Annotated in this window: 12 protein-coding genes; 1 reads left to right on the top strand and 11 read right to left on the bottom strand. The window is 65.1% G+C overall.

The annotated features are described in order from the left end of the window. Positions 1-630: 630 nt before the first annotated feature. Complete coding sequence (locus tag DFR29_RS08135; protein ID WP_133818084.1) at positions 631-1,074, bottom strand: hypothetical protein; 444 nt, start codon at positions 1,072-1,074, stop codon at positions 631-633. A 34-nt stretch (positions 1,075-1,108) separates the two neighbouring features. Next, positions 1,109-2,986, bottom strand: coding sequence for a DUF4102 domain-containing protein (locus tag DFR29_RS08140; RefSeq protein ID WP_133818085.1), 1,878 nt, complete (start codon positions 2,984-2,986; stop codon positions 1,109-1,111). 148 nt (positions 2,987-3,134) lie between these two features. Here DFR29_RS08140 and mutS point away from each other — a divergent pair, with 148 nt between their 5' ends. Further along, positions 3,135-5,753: a DNA mismatch repair protein MutS gene (mutS, locus tag DFR29_RS08145; protein WP_243745991.1), complete on the top strand. Its 2,619-nt coding sequence runs from the start codon at positions 3,135-3,137 to the stop codon at positions 5,751-5,753. 35 nt (positions 5,754-5,788) lie between these two features. On the opposite strand, the gene DFR29_RS08150 is transcribed toward mutS, so the two are convergent. The 9 genes from DFR29_RS08150 to ffh all read right to left on the bottom strand — a co-directional run bounded on the left by DFR29_RS08150 (position 5,789) and on the right by ffh (position 16,356). Continuing rightward, a complete protein-coding gene (locus DFR29_RS08150) occupies positions 5,789-7,999 on the bottom strand; it encodes a tetratricopeptide repeat protein (protein WP_133818087.1) in 2,211 nt (736 codons plus the stop codon). Between the two features lie 148 nt (positions 8,000-8,147). Next, the gene (locus DFR29_RS08155; protein WP_133818088.1) at positions 8,148-8,555 is read right to left on the bottom strand and encodes an RNA-binding S4 domain-containing protein; all 408 of its coding nucleotides are present in this window, start codon (positions 8,553-8,555) and stop codon (positions 8,148-8,150) included. 10 nt (positions 8,556-8,565) lie between these two features. Continuing rightward, entirely contained in the window at positions 8,566-10,683 is a 2,118-nt protein-coding gene (locus tag DFR29_RS08160) for an O-linked N-acetylglucosamine transferase, SPINDLY family protein (protein WP_133818089.1), read from the bottom strand. A gap of 28 nt (positions 10,684-10,711) precedes the next feature. Next, on the bottom strand, positions 10,712-12,598 hold the full coding sequence (htpG, locus tag DFR29_RS08165; protein WP_133818090.1) for a molecular chaperone HtpG: 1,887 nt from the start codon (positions 12,596-12,598) through the stop codon (positions 10,712-10,714). A gap of 167 nt (positions 12,599-12,765) precedes the next feature. After that, a complete protein-coding gene (gene rplS, locus DFR29_RS08170; RefSeq protein WP_133818091.1) occupies positions 12,766-13,137 on the bottom strand; it encodes a 50S ribosomal protein L19 in 372 nt (123 codons plus the stop codon). Between the two features lie 23 nt (positions 13,138-13,160). After that, a complete protein-coding gene (gene trmD, locus DFR29_RS08175; protein WP_133818092.1) occupies positions 13,161-13,970 on the bottom strand; it encodes a tRNA (guanosine(37)-N1)-methyltransferase TrmD in 810 nt (269 codons plus the stop codon). A gap of 39 nt (positions 13,971-14,009) precedes the next feature. Then, positions 14,010-14,525: a ribosome maturation factor RimM gene (gene rimM / locus DFR29_RS08180; protein ID WP_133818093.1), complete on the bottom strand. Its 516-nt coding sequence runs from the start codon at positions 14,523-14,525 to the stop codon at positions 14,010-14,012. Positions 14,526-14,538: 13 nt separating this feature from the next. Continuing rightward, complete coding sequence (rpsP, locus tag DFR29_RS08185; protein WP_133818094.1) at positions 14,539-14,802, bottom strand: 30S ribosomal protein S16; 264 nt, start codon at positions 14,800-14,802, stop codon at positions 14,539-14,541. A 168-nt stretch (positions 14,803-14,970) separates the two neighbouring features. Beyond that, a complete protein-coding gene (gene ffh / locus DFR29_RS08190; RefSeq protein WP_133818095.1) occupies positions 14,971-16,356 on the bottom strand; it encodes a signal recognition particle protein in 1,386 nt (461 codons plus the stop codon). Positions 16,357-16,456: the final 100 nt, after the last annotated feature.

A 16,456-nucleotide genomic window follows, 5' to 3' on the forward strand; every position in this document is an offset into this window, starting at 1 on the left:
CGAATGGGGATCAAGAGGCACCGCTTCGATCAGATCCAGCCGCTCCCACGAAACCTCGCAGGCCCCGCGTATGAAGGACGATTCGGCAGCAGAGCAGCGCATGAATGACGAAGTTGCACGGGCAGCGCGACGGGAAGCACAACGGCAAGCACGGAAGCTTTTACGTGAAATGCGGGAAGTTGATCGACACCGAGCAGAGGCACGACGCAAAGTGTCGCGAAGTCGAGCAGCAATCGGGTCACTCGTGATGCGTCTCGTGCCTGATTGGACAACAGCAGAGGTAGCGGGCGCCGTGTTGGATAGCCGATCTCGTGTGGCGAAATCCACGACGGTGCGAGTGGCGTTCCGTCGCTATGGCGAACAGCACCTGGGCGGTCGGCGTACCGCTCCGGGTGCGCAATCGCAAGAGGAAATGAAACCGTCTGCCGATCAGGTGATTGACCTACCGGGGCTCGCTCCGGCTTCTACTGAGGAAGATCGCGCGAAGTTGGCTGCAGCGATGGGAAACGACCATCCCGATTGGCCGTTTGAGTAAGCACTTACCAGTAGTAAAGAGGCATACAGGTGTTCAACCTGCCACGCGAATTCTCCGTGGTCCCTGTGCCCTGCCCCAATCCGCTTTGTTTTCGCCTACTGTTCCGGCCTCTCCAGCGCCTGACGCAAGGCAGCCGCCTCGCGCATAGCTCTCATCGCATCATCGGCACGATCTGCCAACGCACGCAGAGTCGCGGCGTACAGCTCACTCCATTTCTTGCGCTGCTCGACATCGGCCCAAGGCTTTTCCAGTGCGTCAGGCAATGCCAGCACCTCGAACAGTGCGGCTTCGCAAACGTGCTCCAAAATCGCCGTCTCAGCGGTGAGGACGTGGTCCATCAGATAGCCTTGGGCGTCGGTCACCCAGGGCTGGGGTTCGAGGATCTGCGCCAGCGTGTCGAAGCGCATCACCCGGCCGCGTAAAAGTATCCGCTGTAGAACATCGATTGCCGCTTGATGGCGGCGGCTGTCGGCGGTCAAACGAAGGATATCGATGGCCTGGTTCGCACGCGCATCGGCGGCGGCGCGGCGTTGCGCCAAGGTGTCAGCTGCCTCCCTAGGCGTCCTTCGGACTTCAATCGCCCCCACGCTTGCGTCCTCGGTATTTGGGTACGTTCAACGGCGTGTCGTCGCGCTCGTCCAAGCGAGGATAAGCTTCGTTGCCTGCCTCACGCAGCAGGTTCCAGGTCGAAGGACTCGTGGCAATGATGGCTTCATCCACTTTGGCCATCGCCGCACGCAGATCCGGCCACTCTGCCTCGGAATAGCGCTGACTGACTTCGGCCATCGCCGTCGCCTTGTCGTCGGGATTGTGGTGCCTGAGCAACTGACTGACCATGTGACCAGAAAGCAGCTTGGCGGCGAACCGGCCCATGGTCCGCCGGAAATCGTGCATCGTCAGGCCAATATCCGACAAACTCGCATCTTCTCGGATGGTGGCCAGGATCGATTTGCTATCGAGGTAGTGACCGGCAACGGCGTTCGGATTGCGCGCCGGGAACACCCAGCGCCCCACCTGCTCCAAGCGCCATTCGGCACGCTCTACTACGGCATCGGCCTTCGCACGCACCACAACGTCCCGCGTGCGGGAACGAACGGCAGCAGCTGCCGAGCGGCCTTTCTCGATCTCGGCGGCCAGCGCCTGCTCCGCTTCCCTGCGTGCGTCCACACGCCAACGCAGTACGCGCTCAGCGAAGTAAGCCACAGGCAGCAGTTGAGCTTCGCCGGCTTTCGTGTCGTGCAGGAAGACTTGTGAGCCGCGCAAGCCGGTGATGGGATTCTTCGCCGTCGATGTCGGTGCCAGCCACACCCATGAGGCTAGGCCGCGCAATTCTTCCGGCGAGCAGCTTTCGAACCAGCACAGCCGAGCGGATTCGCTGCGTCGCGTTCCCCATAGCAGGGTCAGCAAGATGTAGTCGATTGCGGTGGCATTGCGGCCGTTCTGCATGTCGCGACGCTCGACTAGCGATTTCAGCACCGTCGGCAGCGATCGTTGCCCCGTAGCGGTGTCATCGACGCCCAGCGGATTTCGCACCCGTGCCGCCTCGTAGTGCTTGCGCAGCTCACGGGTCGACCGATAAAGACCTTCGTCGGCCAGCACAGTGAACGGGTTGTGCATCAACGCGGGGCGGCGCAATGCCGCATCGGCCGCCTTGCGCTCCTGATTGATGACCCGGTCGACCGCACGCGAGGCATCGGCCATCGTATGCTCGGCCGCTGCCATTCCGGCCGCGTAGGCCAGCTCCACGTTCTTCCCGGTAAGGCGTAGCTGCGAGACCAGTGCAGCGCGGTCTAGACACCACCAGGCTCCGGCCTGGATCAGCTTCTTCTTGACCTCGGTCGGCACGCGATTGGACCGGGTCATCGCGGAATGCCGGAGCCGATTCCAAGCATCTTTGATCAACTCGTCGGTCAAGCTGGTGATCGCCACATCGGCCAGATCGACCTCAGGCCGGGACAGGCGGACCAGCGAATCCTCGGCGCCCTCAACACCGGTGGCCTTGACCTTGCCCCGCGCCTGCAAGCTTTTCAGATAGTCGACATAGCCTTGCAGGGCGCGGCCCACCGTGAGTGCGCGCGCATCCTGCGCGGCCTGGGCCTCCACCAGGACTCGGCGGGGATCCTCGCCGGTTTCCCGGATGAAGGACCGCTTGGCACCGGCGAGTTCGTGGGCTTTGGAAAGCGTGAGTTCAGCAACTGATCCGAGCGAGATGCGCACCGCCTTCGTTCCGACTCTTGACCGGATCTCGTAGAACGCGCCCTTGGGGCCGACATAGATGGTGAAGCCAGCTGGAGCACCTTGCGAACCGTCGGCGAAGCGATAAGGACTGCGGCCGGGATTCGGCTCAAGCGTCGTCTTTCCCTGCGAGTCCAGCACCGGGCGCTGCCCGACGTCCAGCCCCCGCAGTTGAGCTTGCGACAGGCGATACTTCACAACCTTAGGTTGCGGCATCCTGCACCCCGTGTGTCCATGGCCAGCTAATTGTGCCACGCCTCCATGTTCTATGGACACAAGGGCCAGTGCAATCAAAGGCCCATGGACACCATATGGACACACATTACCCCGAAAAATGACTACATCGGAACACAGCTCATTGATTATGACCGCCCAGACAAGCGAACAACCAATTGTTTCAAAAGATATTTTAACGGGCAAGTCCGGCAGCAGTGAGCATACCCCACTCATGCGCCAATACTTTGCCGCCAAGGCCGACTATCCCGAGACGCTCGTGTTTTTCCGCATGGGCGATTTCTACGAACTGTTTTACGACGACGCCCGCAAGGCGGCACGGCTGCTCGACATCACCCTGACCCAGCGCGGCAATTCGGCCGGCCAGCCGATTCCCATGGCAGGCATTCCGCATCACTCGGCCGAGGGCTATCTGGCACGGCTGGTCAAGCTGGGCGAGTCGGCGGCGATCTGCGAGCAGATCGGCGATCCGGCACTGGCCAAGGGTCTGGTCGAACGCAAGGTCGTGCGCGTCATCACGCCGGGCACGGTGACCGACGAAGCCCTGCTGGAAGAACGCCGCGACAATTTCCTGCTCGCCATTGCCGCCGGCAAGACCGGCTATGGCCTGGCCTGGGTCGATCTGGCCAGCGGCCGCTTCTTGCTGACCGAAGCCGCCAGCGCCGAAGCCCTGGCCTCGGAGCTGGCGCGGCTGCAGCCGGCGGAAAGCCTGGTCAGCGAGGACGTGGCCTGGCCGCGCTTCGTCAGCGAGCTGCCGGGCCTGCGCAAGCGCGCACCCTGGCATTTCGACGGCGAGACGGCGACGCGCCAGCTCTGCCGTTTCTTCGGTACGCGCGACCTGTCGGGCTTCGGTTGCGAGGGCCTGCCGCTGGCGGTTGCCGCGGCGGGCTGCCTTCTGGGCTATGTGGAAGAAACACAAAAGAGTGCTTTGCCACATCTGTCCGGCCTCGCGGTGGAGAATGCCGCCGAGACGATTGCCCTGGATGCCGCGACGCGGCGCAACCTCGAACTGGACACACATGCCAGCGGGCGCAGCGAACACACCTTGCTCGGCGTGCTCGACCACAGCGTCACTCCGATGGGCGCGCGCCTGCTCAAGCGCTGGCTGCACCGGCCGCTGCGCGGCCAGGATCTGCTGCGCCATCGCTACCAGGCCATCGCCGCGCTGATCGACGAACGCCGTGGCGGCGGCCTGCGCGAGGTGCTGCGCGGCATCGGCGATCTGGAACGCATACTCGCCCGCGTCGCCCTGCGTTCGGCGCGGCCGCGCGATCTGTCCACCTTGCGTGACGGTCTGCAACTGACGCCGCAACTGCGCGAACGCCTGGCCGGCGCCGACAGCCCGCTGCTGACTCGCCTGCTCGACAGCCTGGGCGAGCATGCTGCCACTGCGCATTACCTGGCGACGGCGATCGTCGATCAGCCACCAGCCCTGCTGCGCGACGGCGGCGTGCTGCGCAGCGATTTCGACGTCGAGCTGGACGAGTTGCGCGTCCTGTCCACCAATGCAGACCAGTTCCTGCTCGACCTGGAGCAGCGCGAGCGCGAAGCCAGCGGTATTGCAACCCTCAAGGTCGGCTACAACCGCGTTCACGGCTACTACATCGAAATCACCAATTCCCATGTCGATCGCGCGCCTACGCACTACACCCGGCGCCAGACCATCAAGGGCGCCGAGCGCTATATCACCGAGGAACTGAAAAGCTTCGAAGACAAGGTGCTGTCGGCACGGGAGCGTTCGCTGATGCGCGAACGCGCACTGTACGAAGGGGTGCTGGATAGCTTGAACGCGCAGTTGCAGGCGCTCAGGCAAGCCGCTGCGGCGATGGCCGAGCTGGACGTACTGGCGTCGCTGGCCGACCGTGCCGAAGCCCTGAACTGGGCCGCACCGGAGCTGACCTCCGAAGCCGGCATACATATCCGCCGCGGCCGTCATCCGGTGGTGGAACAGGTTCGCGACGATCCGTTCGAGCCCAACGACCTGCTGCTCGATGACAGCCGCCGCATGCTGGTCATCACCGGCCCGAACATGGGCGGCAAATCGACGTATATGCGCCAGGCCGCGCTGATCGTGCTGCTGGCGCATATCGGCAGTTTCGTGCCAGCGGACGCAGCCCGCATCGGGCCTGTCGATCGCATCTTCACCCGCATCGGTGCCGGCGACGACCTTTCCCGCGGCCAGTCCACCTTCATGGTGGAAATGTCCGAGACGGCGAACATTCTTCACAATGCCACATCTCACAGTCTGGTGCTGATGGACGAAGTCGGCCGCGGCACCTCGACCTATGACGGCCTGGCCCTGGCCAAGGCCTGTGCGGTGCAGCTGGCGGACAAGAATCGGGCATTCACCCTGTTCGCCACGCATTATTTCGAGCTGACCGAACTGAGCCAGCAGTACGCCGGCATCGCCAACGTGCATCTGGATGCGGTCGAATACGGCGACAGCCTGGTGTTCATGCATGCGGTGAAGGAAGGCCCGGCCAATCGCAGCTTCGGTCTGCAGGTGGCCGCGCTGGCCGGCCTGCCCAAGGGCGTGATTACCAATGCGCGGCGCTATCTGGCGGCGTTGGAGCAGCAGCCGGCCTCAGTGCCGGCCGCCACCAGCGCCGCAGCGCTGGGCATGCCGCAGCAGATGGGCTTGTTCGCGCAATCGTCGGCAGCGGAAAAAGCGCTGCGCGAGCTCGATCCGGACGAACTGACGCCGAAGTCGGCGCTGGAGGCGATCTACCGGTTGCGGGCATTGCTGTAGGGCCTCGCGGCGCAATTCGCGCTGCTCATCGCGCCCTACGTGGAGGTTGCGGCGGTGTAGAGGAAATTCTCCAGCGCTGGCAGCACGTCGGCATTGTGGAAAAGACCGGCATTGCACTGTTCGATCTGCGTACGCAACTTCTGCCGCGCCGCTGGGTCGGCGCACAAGGCGACAGCCTTGGCGACGTAGTCGTCGTCGCTGCTGGCAACCAGCTGCGGCAGGTCGAGCATGCGCAGCATTGCCGCGGTCTGCCTTCCACGCGCGAAGAAGCCGTCAAAGGTCAGCACGGGCGTGCCCATGCCCAAGGCATCGAGACTGGTACCGCCACCGCTGAAGCCGGGCGAATCGAGGATGAGATCGGCCTGCCGCACCAGCGCGAGGAATTGCGCATAGGGCCGCGCATCTTCCATGTGCAGGCAATCGTCCGGATCCAGTCCGTACAGGCGCAAAGCCGTCACCAGCCGCGCACGATAGCGTGCAGTGATGCCGTGGCCGCGATTGAACATCACCAGGCGTGCGCCGCTTTGCACCAGCACGCGCGCGAGTACATCGTCGAAAGCCGGCGGCAGCTTGATCAGGTTCTGCAGGCACAGCAGCAAGGGCCGTCCATCGGCACGCAATTCGGCGGCGACATCGAATGCGGCCGCGGCAGCCGGCGGGCGAGGTTCGCAGCCCAACCCCGGCAATGACAGCAGCGATTCGCTGTAGTGCGCGGCGGCATCGGCCGGTTCCAGCGCCTGCGCCGATAGGAAGTAGTCGATCGTCGCCAGGCCCGTGCTGACCGGATGGCCGTAGGCAGCGCACTGCAGCGGCGCCAGGCGCAGCGCCGCCAGGGCCTGCTGGCGCGGGTCCAGGCCAACATCGAGATAAATCACTACATCCAATTGTGCCGAATGCAGCGCAGCGGCCAGTTCGTCGAAAGAGCCCTCCGGTTCGGCGTAGTGATCTACCGCTGCACGCAATGCCGCCGTGCGCGCATCCGCACTGGCGCCGGTATACCAGACATGGCGCTCGAAACGCGCCGGGTCCAGGCCGAGAATCCAGCCGCCGAAATACCGTTCCACCACATGCTGGTGCAGATAGGCACTGACGAAGCCGACGCGTAGACGTCCACCATGCGCCAGCGCGCGCCAGCCGGGTGGCTGCGCGTAGTGCGGCCGCGCCTGCGCTGCGACAGTCGTAATCAGTTCGCCGAAACGGCGCTGCCGCGCCGTGTGATCGCCCGGCAGGTAGTGCAGGCCGAAAATCCCGACACACTGCGCAGCCTCGAAGGCGGCCTCGGGCCGGCCCGGATCGCGCAGCAGTGCGGCGATACCACTATCGAAATGCGCCAACGCTGTCGCCACTGCCGCATCGTCGGCGGGAATCGCCGGCACGCTCAAGGCAGCTTCCCAGCGCGCGCGCTCCCACTGCGGCGCCAGGGCCAGAGCCTGCGCGAAAGACTGCTGCGCTGCATCGGCGTTGCCGCTTTCCTGCTTCGCCAGCGCCAACTGCAGATGGATGGCGGCCACATCGGGCGCCAGTGACGCAGCACGCTGCAAAGGCGCCACAGCCGCATCTGCGTCCTGGGCCAGGCGCAAGGCCGTGCCCAGCGCTTCCCACCAGGGCGCCGCCTGCGGCTGCAGTCGCGTTGCGGCTTCGGCCAGTTCGCGTGCCTGCGCATGCCGTGCCTGGTCCAGGCGCAGCAGGGCGAGATTGCCGTTGGCTGTGGCGTCCTTGCCGTGACACTGTTGTGCGCGCAGCAGAAAGCGTTCGGCTTCGTCCAGACGGCCCTGCTTGCGCAGCAGATTGCCCAGATTGGTCAGCGTATTCAGTGCGTCGGGTTCGCCCACCAGGGCCTGGCGATAGGCCTGCTCGGCCGCGGCCGCATCGCCGGCCTGCTCGCGCAGCAAAGCGAGGTTATACGCCGCCGGCACATATTCGGGACGTGCGCGCAGGGCCTGGGCAAAGTAGTCGGCGGCAGCGGCAAGATCGCCCTTGGCACGCAGCGCGAGCGCGAGATTGTTGAGCATCTCGGCCGCGCGCGGACGTAGCTCCACCGCGCGGCGATAGTGCGAAATCGCCTTGTCCACCTTTCCCATCTGGTAAACCGCTACGCCGAGCAGATGCCAGGCCTCGGCATTGCTGGCATCGAGCTTGGTTACGCGCAGGTAGTGGCTTTCGGCCTGGCCGAACTGGCCGCTGCGGTGATAGGCCCGGGCCTTGGCGAACAGTTCCAGTACCTGGCGATTGGGCGGTGTCGACATGGCAGCGGCGGCAGCGGGTGGAGGCGCATTTTACGTAGGTCGGGGCAGGCGTAGCGAACCCGCCGGCGACGTCGCAGGCCGCGGCGCGAAAAATCCGGTGGCGATGCGACAGTGCCTGCGGACCCGCCGTCAGCCCTGCTTCGCCGCGCTACAGACTGTCGATGTCGCCCAGGGCCCGGATCAGGCGGCGCGCGCGCTTGTCCGGCTTGGTCGCAGGCTTCTCGTAGCCGGTCGCTTCGTGCCGGCGCTGCTGCGCGGCGGCCAGGCGCGCCTGAACGCTTTCTTCGCTTTCGCGATACAGCGTCTGCGCCACGCTGGCGGGCCCGCGTTGCTCGGACAGGGCTTGCACGCTGATCGTATAGCGGTCCTCGCCCCGCAGGATGCGCAGTTCGTCGCCGACACGCACAGCGCGGCTGGCCTTGCAGCCGGCGCCATTCACTTCGACCTTGCCGCCTTCGATGACTTGCTTGGCCAGGCTGCGCGTCTTGAAGAAACGCGCGGCCCAGAGCCATACATCGAGGCGTACGCTGTCCAGCGGCGCGGAATTCTGTTGCATGCAAAAGCTCTCAGCGGTTGCGGCGGCCGAGCAGGTCAGCCAGTGCGTCCAGGCCTGCGCCCGCGTCGAACAGGCGCGGTGCGCGGGCGCGCAAGGCCTCGCGCAGGTCGCGGTTGGCGGCGGCATCGTCGATCAGCTCCAGCGCACGGGCGATGTAGCCGTCTTCGTTGTCGGCAATGCTGCCGGGCAGATCGAGCAGACGCAACATGCCCGCAGTCTGGCGCGAACGCAGGAATTCGCCTTCCCAGGTCACAACGGGCACGCCGACATGGCAGGCGTCCAGGCTGGTCGCGCCGCCGCAGAACCAGGGCGAATCCAGCACCAGGTCAGCGCGGGCCAGGTCGTCGAGGTAATCGGCGTAACTCGTGCGCGCGCGCATCAGCAGATGCTGGTCCGGATCGAGTCCGCGGTCGCGGAACGCGCTGCCGATGCGGGCGAGAAAGCGCTGCTCCAGCGGCTGCATGCCGGCCGGACCGGTGTAGAACGCGATCTGCGCACCGCTCTCCGCGGCAATACGTGCCAGCGTGGCATCGAAGGCGGGAATCAGTTTGCCCAGGTTCTGCGCACACAGCAGCTGCGGCGCGGCGCCGGCGCGGCGCGGCTGCCAGGACGCGCGCGCCTGCAGGCGGGGCTGACGCGGCAGGGCGCCCAACCCCGGCAGGCGCAGCAGCGGCTCGCGATAATGACCGTCGGCGCCAGCGCTTTCGAGCCGTTCCGAACTGAGGAAGCCGCTCAGGCCCGGCAGGCCGCTGCTGACCGGATGGCCGTAGGCCAGGTATTGCCGCGGTGCCAGCGGCAGCGCAGCCAGCGCGTGCATGTGAGCGTCCATGCCCACGTCGAGCAGCACCACGACGTCGAGCTGGGCGGCACGGATGCGTTGCGCAATCTGCAGAGGTGCAAACGGCGCGTGCTGGAAAAAATCTACCTGTTGCGCGATCTGTTGCGTCGTCGCATCGACGATGGCGCCGCAATGCCAGGCATGCCGCTCGAAGCGCTGCGCGTCCAGCTGTTCCAGCCAGCGGCCGAAATAGCGCGTGACCGTGTGCTCGCGCAGTTCCGCGCTGACGAACCCCACGCGCAGACGCTGTGCTTCGGCGCGTGGCACAGGAGCTTCGCCCAGCGCACCGCCAGCGGCCTGCATCACGCGCTGGACCAGGTCGCCGTAGCGCCGGCCCAGCGCGCAGTTGTCGCGCGGCTGGTAGTGCAGCGGAAAGGGCAATACGCGACAGATCGCCTCGTAGGCACCATCGATCTGCGCCGGCGTATCGAGGCGCAGTTCCGCATGGATGCGTTCCAGCTGTGCGGCGAAATCAGCCCGGCTGGCGTCGATTTCGTCGTCGCTCAGCGGCAGTGCCGGCAGCGCCAGCGCCGCGAGCCAGTCCAGCGTGCGCCGCTGAGGGTCCAGCGTCGCCGCTTGCTGCAAGGTGCGGCGGCCAACAGCGAAGTCGCCGGCGTCAATCTGGGTCTGGCCCAGGTCGGCCATCAGCCCGGCACGCTCGGGCGTCATCGCCAGCGCGCGCTGCAGCGCCGGCAGCGCGGTGCTCAGATCGCCCAGGTGACGTGCAGCCTTGGCGAAAACGCGCAGGGCAGCCGCATCGTCGGCCGCCAACAGCAGCGCCGCGCCTGCCAGCGTGCGGGCGCGTGCCGCAGCACCCGACTGCAAGGCAAGTTCGGCTGCGGCGACCTGCAAGCCCGCGTCAGCCGGATTGAGTTCGATCAGGCGCTGCAGCAAGTCCAGCGCCGCAGCGGGCTGCTCGTTGCGCGCGAGCAGGCCGGCCAGGTTGTGCAGGCTTTGCGCATGGTTCGGGTCGCCTTCCAGTGTGCGCCGGTACTGCGCGACCGCGGTGGCCAGGTCACCGCCGAGTTCGCACAGATAGGCAAAGTGGAAACCGATATTCGTATCCTGCGGCCAGCGCTGTGCCGCCTGCTGCAACAGCTGCCGCGCCAGACCGCCCTGCTCCGCCTGGAAAGCGCTGACAGCGGTCTGCAGCCACAGGCCGGGCTGCTGTGGCTGCAGCTGCAGGCACTGCTGCAACGGCGGCAGTGCCGCAGCGGCATTGCCGCTTTGCAACGCCGCCTGCGCCTGCGCCCAGGCGGCCTCGAATGCCGCGCGCGGCGACTCGCTCATGCGTTCCACCCGCGCCCGGCAGCGCGCATCAGACGCCGGCCAGCAACGCGTTGATGCGGCGGACGAAACCGGCCGGATCGTCCAGCTGCGCGCCGTCCATCAGCTGCGCCTGTTCGAACAGCAGCAGGCTGAATTCCGCCGCGCGGGCCGCATCGGCCTCGCCTTCGATGCGCTTGACCAGCGCATGCTGCGGATTGATTTCAAGGATCGGCTTGCTCGCCGGCATTTCGTGTCCGGCTTCGCGCATCAGGCGCTGCATGTGCGAGGCCATGTCGTACTCGTCCAGCACCAGGCAGGACGGCGAGTCGGTCAGGCGCTGGCTGACGCGCACGTCGCGCACGCGCTCGCTCAGCAGTTCCTTCAGCTTGGCCAGTACCGGTTCGGCGGCTTTTTCCGCTTCTTCCCGAGCCTGCTTGTCGCCGCCGTCGCCGAGCTTGTCCAGCTCCAGGTCACCCTTGGCCACGTTGCGCAGCTTCTTGCCGGCGTATTCGTGCAGATAGCCCAGCATCCATTCGTCGATGCGGTCGAACATCAGCAACACTTCCACATTGCGCGCACGCAGGGCTTCGATCTGCGGGCTGCCCTTGGCGGCACCGTAGCCATCGGCGCTGATGTAGTAGATCGCTTCCTGGCCGACCGTCATGCGACCGATATAGTCGTCCAGCGACACGGTGCGGGCCTGGCCTTCGGACGCGGTCGAGGCAAAGCGCAGCAGCTTGGCAATGCGTTCGCGGTTGGCCGTATCTTCGGCGATGCCTTCCTTCAGCACGTTGCCGAAGTTGTCGATGAAGGCCTGGAACTTTTCCTTATCGTCGTTGGCCAGCTTTTCCAGCAGATCGAGCGAACGCTTGGTGCAGGCGGCGCGGATCTGCGCGACGAGACGGTTGTCCTGCAGGATTTCGCGGCTGACGTTGAGCGGCAGGTCGTCGGAATCGACCACGCCGCGCATGAAGCGCAGATAGGCCGGCAGCAACTGCTCGCTCGCGTCCATGATGAAGACGCGGCGGATATACAGCTTCAGTCCCTTGCGCTCGTCGCGGCCGTTGAACATCGCATCCAGCGGCGGCTTGGCCGGCAGATACAGCAGCAGCGTATAGCTCTGCGAACCTTCGACGCGGTTGTGCGTCCAGCTCGCTGCGTCATTGAAATCGTGCGACAGGGATTTGTAGAAACCCTGGTAGTCCTCGTCCTTGAGTTCGGACTTGGGCCGCGTCCACAGCGCGGCGGCATGATTGACGGTTTCGAATTCGTCGGTGGATTTGCCGTCCTTCTGCACCGGCAGGCGGATAGGGAAGGCGATGTGGTCGGAATACTTGGAAATCAGGTCGCGCAGTTTCCACGCGCTGAGGAATTCGGTTTCGTCCTGCTTCAGATGCAGGATGACGCTGCTGCCGCGCGGTGCCTCGATCGCTTCCAGGGTGTATTCGCCGCTGCCGTCGGATTCCCAGCGCACGCCCTCGCCCGGGGCATTGCCCGCGCGGCGCGTGATCAGGGTGACCTTGTCGGCGACGATGAAGGCGGAATAGAAACCGACACCGAACTGGCCGATCAGCTGGGTGTCCTTGCGCGCATCGCCGGACAGCGACTCGAGGAACTTGCGCGTGCCGGAGCGGGCGATGGTGCCGATGTTCTCGATCACCTCGTCCTGGCTCATGCCGATGCCGTTGTCGCGCAGGGTCAGCGTGCGCGCCTCGGCGTCGAAGCTGATGTCGATGCGCAGCTCGGCGTCACCTTCGGTCAGGGCCGGATTCGCCAGCGCTTCGAAGCGCAGCTTGTCGCAGGCATCGGAGGCATTGGAAATCAGCTCACGCAGGAAGATTTCCTTGTGCGAATACAGCGAATGCGTGACCAGGTGCAGCACCTGGGCCACTTCGGCTTCGAACTTGCGGGTCTGGGGAGCGGTGGTTTCGGTCATGGTCGAAGATCTCAAGTGGTTCGGACGACGCCGCGATGTATAGGGCCGGGCCGCAGGGTTTCAACAGCCGGCCGGGGATTTACGTTGTGGACTTTCCACCAGCCGGCGAGAAGTCCACAACGCAAAAAGCCGCCCAGCGGCGGCTTTTTGCGTACGGCAGAGGCGGATTACTCCGACTTGCCGCTGTTGTGCTTGCCCAGGTCTTCCTGGATGCGGGCAGCCTTGCCTTCCAGGCCGCGCAGGTAATACAGCTTGGCGCCGCGCACCTTGCCGCGACGCTTGACCGACACGGAGTCGATCACGGCGCTGTGGGTCTGGAATACGCGCTCGACGCCGGTACCGTGGGAGATCTTGCGCACGGTGAAGGCCGAGTTCAGGCCGGCGTTCTTCTTGGCGATGCAAACGCCTTCGTACGCCTGCACGCGCTCGCGATTGCCTTCCTTGACCTTTACGTTGACGACCACCGTGTCGCCGGGGCCGAAATCCGGCAGGGAACGCTTGATCTGGGCGGCTTCGAATTGCTGAAGGAGGTTGCTCATAACACTCACCAATCTGGTCTGAATTATCTTTCCGGCGCCGTGCCGGCCCTAGGCTCTTGCTGCAGCGGCGCCGTTGCCGGCTCTGCTGCAGCGGCCGCGAGCCACTCGCGGCGGAATTCTTGCAACAACTCGCGCGACTGCTTGTCGAGCGAGGTACGCGTCAGGAGGTCCGGACGGCGCAACCAGGTGCGACCCAGCGATTGTTTCAGGCGCCAACGCCGGATCATCGCATGGTTTCCCGATTGCAGCACTTCGGGCACATCGCCCAGTTCGTCCTGCATGGGACGCGCGTAATGCGGGCAATCGAGCAGGCCGTTCGCGAACGAGTCCTGTTCGGCCGACGCCGCATCATTGAGCGCGCCTTCCTGCAGCCGGCCGACCGCATCGATCAGCACGGCCGCTCCCAACTCGCCGCCGGACAGCACGTAGTCGCCGATGGAAATTTCCTCGTCGACCTCATGCGCCAGCAGGCGTTCATCAACCCCTTCGTAGCGGCCGCAGAGCAGGATCAACCGCTCCTGCTGCGCCAGCTCGACCACTTTGGCCTGAGTCAGGCGTACGCCCTGGGGACTCAGGTAAATCGTTCTTGCCGTGCCGGCTGCAGCCTGTCGCGCCGCCGCCAGGGCAGCGCGCAACGGCGCAATCAGCATGACCATGCCCGGACCGCCACCACAGGTGCGTCCGTCCACGGTGCGGTAGTTGTCGCTGGCGAAATCGCGCGGATTCCAGCTTTCCACCGCCAGCAGGCCGCGTTCCTGGGCTCGCCCGATCACGCCGACCGCCGCACATTGCCGCACAAACTCGGGGAACAGCGTGATGACGTCGATGCGCACCGCGCTGTCCTCGCTTAAAGATCCTGCTGCGAAACCTGGCTAGAAATCCGGATCCCAGTCGACCACGATGCGGCGTGCGTCCAGATCCACCTGCTTGACGTATTGCTCAAGCACGAAGGGAACCATGCGCTGCCGCTCGCCGTCCTGCGCAACCAGCACGTCGTTGGCTCCGGTCGCGAACAGGTGCGAGACCTGCCCCAGCGACTGGCCGTCGACGGTGAAGACATCCATGCCTTCAAGGTCGGCCCAGTAGTACTCGCCCGGCTTGGGCTTGGGCAAGGCCGAACGCAATACCCAGATTTCCGTTCCGATCAGGCTTGCGGCCTGGTCGCGATCGTCGATGCCGGGCAGCGCGGCAACCATGCCCTTGCCCTGCTCGCGGCCGCGGCAACCCGCAATTTCCCGTTCGGTCTGCGCAGATTTCAGTATCCAGGGCTGGTACTTGAAGATCTGCATGCGGGGCTCGGTCCAGGACTCGAGCTTTATCGCCCCGGCCGTTCCCGAAACCCCGACTATCTTGCCGACCAGAACGCGGCGTTGCTCATCCGCGCTCATTGTCTGCACCGGCTCAGGCTGCTACAGCAGCAACCTGCTTGGATGCCTGCTTGATCAGCGCGCGCACCTTTTCGGTCGGCTGTGCGCCCTTGGCGATCCACTCGTTGGCACGGGTGACGTTCAGTTCCAGCGGCACTTCCTTGCCGGCGGCGATCGGGTTGAAGAAACCCAGGCGTTCGATGCTGCGGCCATCGCGCGCATAGCGCTCGTCGGCAACCACGATGTGATAGAACGGGCGCCCTTTGGCGCCGCCGCGGGACAGGCGAATCTTGACCATTGCTTGATCTTCTCTATGGAGATGGGCCGGTCGCGGACGCAACGAGCCCCGGGAAACGCGGCATTCTAGGGCAAGCGCTGCGGAAATTCAAAGCGCTGCCTGCATCCTGCCGGGGAATTTCGGCCGGGCCGCGCCAAAACTGGCGAACCCGGCCGTATAAAACACAGTTCAGCGCATCGTGCCACCGCCGGGAAAACCACCGCCGCCCATACCCTTCATCGCGTTGGACATGGTGCGCATCAAGCCCTTGATACCGCCGCCGGCAAGCTTGGACATCATCTTTTCCATCTGCGTATACTGCTTCAGCAAACGATTCACGTCAGCCGGCTGGGTACCGGAGCCACGCGCCACGCGCGCCTTGCGCGAACCGTTGAGCAGGTCCGGATGGCGGCGCTCTTTCTTGGTCATCGAGTTGATGATGGCGACCATGCGCAGCACTTCCTTGTCATTGGCCTTGGCCTTGACGTGCTCGGGCAGGGAATTGACGCTGGGCAGCTTGTCGATCAGCGAGCCGATGCCGCCCATGCTGACCATCTGCTGCAGCTGGTCGCGCATGTCGTTGAGATCGAAGCGCTTGCCCTTCATGACCTTGTCGGCCAGCTTCTGCGCCTTTTCCTGGTCGACCTTCTGCTCGACCTGCTCCACCAGCGACAGCACGTCGCCCATGCCGAGAATGCGCTGGGCCAGGCGGTCGGGATGGAACGGTTCCAGCGCCTCGGTCTTTTCGCCGGCGCCGATGAACTTGATCGGACGGCCGGTGATGTAGCGCACCGACAAGGCAGCGCCGCCGCGGGCATCGCCGTCGGTCTTGGTCAGGATCACGCCGGACAGCGGCAGCGCCTCGGCAAAGGCCTTGGCGGTATTGGCTGCATCCTGGCCGGTCATCGCGTCGACCACGAACAGGGTCTCGATCGGATTCAGCGCCGCATGCAGCGCCTTGATCTCGGCCATCATGGCGGCATCGACATGCAGACGGCCGGCGGTATCGACCAGCAGCACATCGGCGAAATTCTTCTTCGCCGCATCCAGCGCGCTGCGCGCGATGGCGACCGGATCCTGCTCGCCACTGCTGGGGTGGAACAGCACCTCGACCTGCTCAGCCAGCACACGCAACTGCTCGATCGCGGCCGGACGATAGACGTCGCAGCTGACGACCATGACTTTCTTTTTCTTGCGCTCTTTCAGGAAACGCGCGAGCTTGGCCGTGGTCGTGGTCTTGCCGGCGCCTTGCAGGCCGGCCATCAGCACAACGGCCGGTGGCTGGGCGGCGAGGTTCAGGTCGGTGTTCACCGTACCCATGACGGCCGTCATCTCGTCGCGTACCACGCGCACCAGGGCCTGGCCCGGGGTGAGGCTTTTCAATACATCCTGGCCGACGGCGCGCACCTTGATGCGCTCGATCAGCGCCTGCACCACCGGCAAGGCCACGTCGGCCTCGAGCAGGGCAATGCGTACTTCGCGCAGCGACTCGCGGATGTTTTCCTCGGTGAGGCGGGCGCGGCCGCGCAGGCGTTCAATCGTGGACGACAGGCGCTGACTCAGGGACTCGAACATGGAGACGCTTCGACGCTGGACAAAAGGGCGGCGATTATAGCAGCGGCGGACTGTCGCCGCTGCGTAGCCACCTAAACCGCCCCAGTGCACTTTTCCGGGA

Origin of the sequence: Tahibacter aquaticus (assembly GCF_004363655.1) — a bacterium.
Taxonomy (GTDB): domain Bacteria; phylum Pseudomonadota; class Gammaproteobacteria; order Xanthomonadales; family Rhodanobacteraceae; genus Tahibacter; species Tahibacter aquaticus.